This is a genomic window from Priestia sp. SIMBA_032, from assembly GCF_046535215.1.
Classification (GTDB): domain Bacteria; phylum Bacillota; class Bacilli; order Bacillales; family Bacillaceae_H; genus Priestia; species Priestia aryabhattai.
The window spans coordinates 1-253 of record NZ_JAWRXD010001118.1 but is presented as its reverse complement, the minus strand read 5'-3'; the positions used below and the strand labels follow the sequence as shown (position 1 = coordinate 253).

1 protein-coding gene is annotated in these 253 nt (G+C 31.2%); it reads right to left on the bottom strand.

Translation table 11 applies throughout. The features are described 5' to 3' along the window. Positions 1 to 253: hypothetical protein (locus tag SB717_RS37805; protein WP_410908298.1), on the bottom strand; the 253-nt coding region annotated here is incomplete at both ends.

The window sequence follows — 253 nt, the reverse complement described above, 5'->3', positions numbered from 1 at the left end:
CACCCAAAAATATGGATAGGTGTCTCTAATCCTATTTCCATCAAAGATCTTCTAATTTTATAAATGCTCATAGCCCGTTCAAATATAGAATCTCCCAGCTCTTTTTCTGTGAATCCTACTACATCAAAGGTAGAAAGAAGATTAATCTGTTTTGTTAAATTATCTACATCAATAAGTAACTCACCATAATTAAACGGTTTACATAAAAAATCACTTGAAAATTCAGGGAATTTATTAAAACTCCCTTGCGCAA